Origin of the sequence: Flavobacterium frigoris (genome assembly GCF_900111075.1) — a bacterium.
Taxonomy (GTDB): Bacteria; Bacteroidota; Bacteroidia; order Flavobacteriales; family Flavobacteriaceae; genus Flavobacterium; species Flavobacterium frigoris.
Window position 1 is genome coordinate 1 of sequence record NZ_FOFZ01000027.1, and the last position, 5,683, is coordinate 5,683.

5 protein-coding genes are annotated in these 5,683 nt (G+C 33.8%); all 5 read left to right on the forward strand.

From position 1 onward, the window contains the following. Positions 1-2,562, forward strand: a 2,562-nt coding sequence (locus BMW63_RS17465; RefSeq protein WP_139174286.1) for an HNH endonuclease, incomplete at its 5' end; no start/stop codon positions are given. A gap of 19 nt (positions 2,563-2,581) precedes the next feature. Continuing rightward, the gene (locus BMW63_RS17470) at positions 2,582-3,022 is read left to right on the forward strand and encodes an SMI1/KNR4 family protein (RefSeq protein WP_074724749.1); all 441 of its coding nucleotides are present in this window, start codon (positions 2,582-2,584) and stop codon (positions 3,020-3,022) included. After that, positions 3,022-4,023, forward strand: a complete 1,002-nt coding sequence (locus BMW63_RS17475; protein ID WP_074724750.1) for a hypothetical protein — start codon at positions 3,022-3,024, stop codon at positions 4,021-4,023. Before BMW63_RS17470 ends, BMW63_RS17475 begins: the two co-directional genes overlap by 1 nt. Continuing rightward, positions 4,023-4,514 (forward strand): hypothetical protein, encoded by a 492-nt coding sequence (locus tag BMW63_RS17480; RefSeq protein WP_074724751.1) that lies wholly within the window; start codon positions 4,023-4,025, stop codon positions 4,512-4,514. The genes BMW63_RS17475 and BMW63_RS17480 overlap by 1 nt, the downstream gene beginning before the upstream one ends. A 306-nt stretch (positions 4,515-4,820) precedes the next feature. Continuing rightward, positions 4,821-5,683 (forward strand): hypothetical protein (locus BMW63_RS17485; protein WP_139174288.1); only part of this gene is annotated, 863 nt, incomplete at its 3' end.

Here is a 5,683-nt window from a genome sequence, read left to right on the forward strand (position 1 = left end):
AACACCTATACCCTAGATCAAATAAGCATAACTACTGCAATCCGGAAAGCTCTTGGTAGTAGTTATGATAAGGAAACGTATTACATGCTTTATACAGGCAGTACCGCTGATAACGGAGTCGACGGTTTCATGCCATTAGGACGCCAGTATGGTTTTATTTTTGACAATAAAAATCACACATTAGCACACGAACTAGGACATGGAGCGTTAAGACTAGAGCACCCTTTTACTGAGTTTAAAACGACTAAAGGCAGCACCACATTATTAATGGATTATGCCGACGGAACTAAACTAGACCACAACAACTGGCAAAGCATTCACGGTGGCGGATGGAAACCGTATTTGTTTCAGAATGATGCGGATGGGGCTTTGGCTGGGGGTTATGGTCTTGCACCAGATTTTAGTTTTGTAAACAATGGTGATGAAACAACGGTTGCAAATCTTAATTCAGTTACAGAAGGATTTGTAGGCGGATTTATCTCTAATAAAGCAACTTACAAATGGGAAAACGATAAATATATTGGTACTGATGGGGAAATTTTTGAAACACTAAAAAAAGAACCAGAATTAAACACTAAAATTTATCTTTTCTATAATAACGACCAAGATTGTGGAAAAAGCAATTTTTTAAGAACTATTTATACCGAAGAGCTACAAAAAATTATAAAAGCGGAAGACAACAAAAAATTAGTTACTTTCATTAAAAAATATGCCGATAATCAATCGCTCCAACAAAAATTAAAGGACGAGAACAGGGTTACTTATTGGGGTTTTGTTGCTTGTAATAGTAATACTAGTAGTTCTCAAACAGCCTTGATTGACTGTCCTACATTACCAGCAGATTTCAATAAATTAGATGTCGATTATTTAGTAAATCATTTTTTTGCAAGCAAAAGCGCAACTTGTTTGGCAACAATTCCTTTAGAAAAAAGAAAGGAATTGTTAAAAACAATGTTAAAAAATTGGACGGTAACAAGTTGCTTAGAAAGTGAAAGCTATCCTAATTCTCGAATTGGTAATTGCTATGAACCCCTTGTATACAAACTTATTTTATCAACAAAAACAGCAGATGAAAAAGCTTTATTAGATTGGTTTGTTTCAGAAAATGTAATTTTTCCATTATTGGATAAGACACAATTCAAAACTTTTGATGATATAGCCAATAAACTCAATGGTTGGATATTAAGTTATTATCCTATGAAAGGAGAAGTTGCTGTCAAAAATGCTTTAGAAGGTTCATTAAAGAAAATCGAGTTTGAAGAAAACAAGGTAACAGCAAGCATTCAAAAAGAGGGCATTCAACTTATACGAGAGGCTTCGGGACAGTGCAAAGAATGTATTCCTGTTTCCAAAATTGAAATCACTGTAGCTTATAATGATTACGTATTGGTGCATTTTAAAGATAATGTAGGGGTGTTTAAAGCAGGTACTACCGCACGAATGCCTGCCATTCAAGCGCTTTATTTATTCAATAAAGACCGCAGGGATTTGGTAATTACCACTTCAAAAGTTACCTTTGAAGTAGCGTTGCTTGGATTGGGAGTAGGAGAAATAGGCATCGCCTATGATGCTTACATGACAGGCAGAACGGCTTATGCTGCCTATATTGGGGTCAAAGCGATGACTGATGTTGGTATGGGATTAGGTGATATCTATATCCAAAATTCACTTGCCGAGGAGTGGAGCAACTCTCCAGAAGGGCAAAAAAAGCTGGAACGCTGGAATACCATAAACAAATGGTATGCTGTAAGTACTATTTCATTATCAGGGATAGATTTAGCCTTTCAAAAATATGGCAGAAAAATTACTTCTACCAATGCGGAGGAGTTCTTGGATGAAATAGAGAAAGGAGTTAACACGGCGGGGAATCTCGTGCCAAGTAGCCTAATAACAAAGCTTAACCAAAACGGAGCAACTAAATTAAAGACTTGGACAAGTGGTAAAAGTTTAAATTTTGTTGATGATGCAGGAAATGTTTTAACAGGTGCAAATGCAGAAGCGAAGATTTTTGAGAAATTAGAAAGTTCAATAGGAAGTAAAACAGTGTTAGAAACTACCACTGATGCCAATGGGAGATTATTGGTGCAAACAGAACGAGGCACAAATTCAAACAGAGTGTTAAGTATTGAAACCAATAAGAATGGGCAAGTTGTGGTAAAGGAATATGCACCATCATATAAATCAACTGCAAATACGGACATAGATGTAGACTTAAGCAAAGGTATGCTTGCCCCTGACTATACTACTAAAGGCGGAAAATACCTTTATCCAAAAACCTCCTTACAATCAGGACAAAAAAATGTGGTAGAAATTACAATGACAGGAAATATGAGAAATGATTTTAAAGCTGCTAATGAAGCTGCTGGTTTTTCAAGCTTTGGTTATGATGCTCCTAAGCGAGGAGATATTCAATTTACTTGGCATCACTTAGATGATTTTAATCCCGTAACAGGTAAAGTTACCGCTCAATTAGTTGATCAATCTGCTCATACAAAAGTAGTAGGAATGGGACATTCGGGAGGGGTAGCACAATACAAAATGTTTAACGGAAGTGGTTACTAATCAATAAAAACAATATATAATGAGACATTTAACAATTGACAGTTCATTTATTCCATTAAATAAAGATGAAATAGAGCTTTTTGAATTAGCAAACAATGTTGTATTACCAAATTATCTAAAAGATTTTTTTGTAAAATATAATGGAGCAAAGATTTTGGAGGCATTTTATGGTGACCAATACTATATTTCATTTCTTCCATTACTCAAAAATCGTAATGCTTCAGTTGAGTTAATTTTACCAGCAGTACGTGATGAAGAAGAAGGTATAGGAAGAAATGATTTGATACCCTTTGCTACCGACCCAGGTGGCAGACCTTTTTACGTCTCAATTGGAAGTAATGATGAAGGAGTAATTTATTATGATTTAGTTGGTTTAGGAGATGATGAACCTTTACGTAAAATTACTAATAGTTTTGAAGAGTTTATAAATGGTTTAAAAACAGAAGAAGAGGCTCTTTAATGAAACTCCTCCTCAAAATATCCCTCTTCCTTCTCACTTGGTTCAACCTAAGTGCAACGACCGCATTCTCAAAAGTTGCCTTGCCAAACTATGCTGTTTCCTACCCAAAAACAGAAAATAACAAACTAGAAAGTGAGTTAAAAATTTGTCTTGATAATTTTGCAAGAAGTGGCGTTTTAGAAAATTCGTTTTCTCAAAAATATGTTTTGTGGGAGAGTTCTGTTTTAGAAAATCGCGCGCGCGAGGAAAATATTAAGGTTGTGCAGGGGGCGGGGAGTTTGGTGTCAAAGCTTGATAATCTTGGGTTAACAGCATTAAAAGCTGAAGTAAATCTTCTTGATGATGTCGCTAAAGCTAAATTTTTAGATGAGTTTGCTGGAGCGAGTGATGATGCGTTAAGAGCAATGAATGGGAATACTTCATTGGTTAATTATTGGAAAGCTAATGGGAATTTCATTAAAAATAAAACATATCCAAATGTAGGTCATAAAGTTTGGGATGACACAAAGAATGCAATCATTACAAAAGCAGACCCAACTGAAACGAAAATTTTGAATGCCATTGAAAATGCTTTACCGCCTTCAAATAATCAGGTTGCAGTAGCTGGGGCATATTCTCCAGAATTAGGTGGTAACGTGGTTCTAAAATATAACGATAAAAATTTTAATGTAAATTTATTAGAGCCAGAATTAAAACAACATCTTGATTATTTAACAATGATTAAGAACGACTTTGATAAAGGAGGAAGTCTTTATCAAAAACTTTATTCAAATGTTCCTTTAGAGAAAATTCAAAATGCTGGTTTAGCAGGAACACACGCAGAAGTTTTAGCAACAAATGAAGTTATTAAACAGCTAAAGCAAGCTGGAAAATTTAATTCAATTCAGGATTTGAATAAAGTACACGTTTTAGTAAAAGGTCGCCCAACATTTGGAAATATGTGTCGCTGTCCGCATTGCTTCCAGATAATTGATGGGGTAAAAATGATAGGAAATCAGTAATGGAAATAAAAAAACTAACTATAAAAGAATGTGAGTATAGCTTTATCTATGATGAGAATCAAAATATGTGGCGAGCTTTAGAAAATTCAAATCTTATTGATGGCCAGACCATTGATATGGAAATTGATTTAGCGAATTTTAATGATTCATTTGACTGGCAAGATGTTGAGAAATTTATTGAGTCATTGAAGAACAACAATTTATTGTATCTTAAACGAATAGAAGATGCAAAAGCAGTTTTAAAAACTCTTTTTAAAGTGATAAATAAAAATGGATATGATAAAGAATTTTTTGATTATCTAGATTTTAATCTATCAGGAATTGATTTTAAAGGATACTGTAGTAATGTAAATCTTAAAGATAAATTTGAATACGATTACTTTTTCTTCCCACAATATTCGAAAGACCCGTACAGAGATATTGGTTCTTTTGTTTGGAGATCAAATTTTAGAGACGCTTTGTTATTAGGTGTTTCCTGCGATAGAATTTGAACGCTTTTTAGATACAAAAACATCGAATAAGGTTCATAAAACTATTTTTCATAGCGTAGCGATATTGTTCTGTAAATACTCTTTAAATCTCTTTTTTGACACAAAAGTTTCAATGAGTTTAAGGAGTATTGTTTTTTCTTCGTGGTCAAGTTCGTTTATTAGTTTTAGTTGTTCTAGCGTAGCCACATCTTCCATAGAAACCCGACCGCTCGGAATTATGCGGGTTTAGAGAACGAATTGGAATTTGTTTTGTTAGATTTTTGTCAATGTAGATTGTGGGCACGGATTGCAAATCCGCGCTATCGGGTGCAGCAAGATAAAGTTAAGGCTAAACAAGAGTTGCTAAAATTTATTAATGACAATAAATCAGTTAAAGAGGCAAAGAATATTGATACGTATTCTGATTTATTAGGGTGTGGAAATTCAGGTAATGGAGAGGGAAATGGTTCAATTACATCGAACCAATTTTATGACGCGAATAAAAACAACAAAGAAATTGATTTAAATGAGTTAAAAATAGTTTCAGATTTAATCTCAAAATTTGGTGACAAATTTTATGTTACCTATTTCAAACCAACAGAAAATCAGGCTGTAACTAATGACAATTTAAAAGTTTTAAAAAACTCATTATTACAACATATTGCCTTAGAAGAATCAATATTTGGAAAAGCTAGTTTTGAAAATTTCGAAAAAATAATCGATTTTATTAAAAATTGCAAAACAGATTATGCCACACAAAAAGAGGGATACATCCCTCGTTGTTTGTGGGATCATGATAAAAATGTTCCTTATATTCAAGATGCAGCTTTGATCGCAGGATTTACTGACGGTCTGATAGAGACAGCTGTAGGTGTTTTTGATATTTATAAATTTACCACTTGTTTAGACATTAGGAATTACAGAGCTTGGACGCGTGAATGTTTTGAAACAAGAGAAAAAGCTTTTGCAATAATAAAAATAGCTTATACAACATTTACCGATCTGGAAAAATTCACAAATGCTACATCTGGCATTTGGACAGGTATTAAAGCTTATGGAGTTGAAACTGGTGGTTTTGATAATCAAGCGCGTTACAATCATGGTAAAATTATATTTAATGTTGCCAGTTTATTTATAGGTGTAGGAGAAGCAAAAGCAATATTAAAAGGCGAAAAAACACTAATTACGGT

What these genes read in the sequence shown, in the direction of transcription:
- BMW63_RS17470 (WP_074724749.1), top strand. Translation starts at nt 2,582, where the DNA reads ATGAGACATTTAACAATTGACAGTTCATTTATTCCATTAAATAAAGAT.
- BMW63_RS17475 (WP_074724750.1), top strand. Translation starts at nt 3,022, where the DNA reads ATGAAACTCCTCCTCAAAATATCCCTCTTCCTTCTCACTTGGTTCAAC.
- BMW63_RS17480 (WP_074724751.1), top strand. Translation starts at nt 4,023, where the DNA reads ATGGAAATAAAAAAACTAACTATAAAAGAATGTGAGTATAGCTTTATC.